Annotated in this window: 1 pseudogene; it reads left to right on the top strand. The window is 59.7% G+C overall.

The features are described 5' to 3' along the window. Positions 1–233: pseudogene (locus KUG39_RS16885) on the top strand (photosystem II q(b) protein); the annotation flags it as partial.

Genomic DNA, 233 nt, shown 5'->3' with positions numbered 1-233 from the left:
CCAGAACTACGGCTACAAGTTCGGCCAGGAGGAAGAGACCTACAACATCGTGGCTGCCCACGGTTACTTCGGTCGCCTGATCTTCCAGTACGCCTCGTTCAACAACAGCCGCAGCCTCCACTTCTTCCTGGCCGCCTGGCCCGTGGTCGGCATCTGGTTCACCGCCCTGGGCGTGAGCACGATGGCCTTCAACCTGAACGGCTTCAACTTCAACCAGTCCATCCTTGATGGCC

This window comes from Synechococcus sp. CCAP 1479/10, assembly GCF_019038515.1.
Classification (GTDB): Bacteria; Cyanobacteriota; Cyanobacteriia; order PCC-6307; family Cyanobiaceae; genus Cyanobium.
Note: the sequence above shows the minus strand (reverse complement) of the source record. Positions and strands in the feature narration are given on the sequence as shown.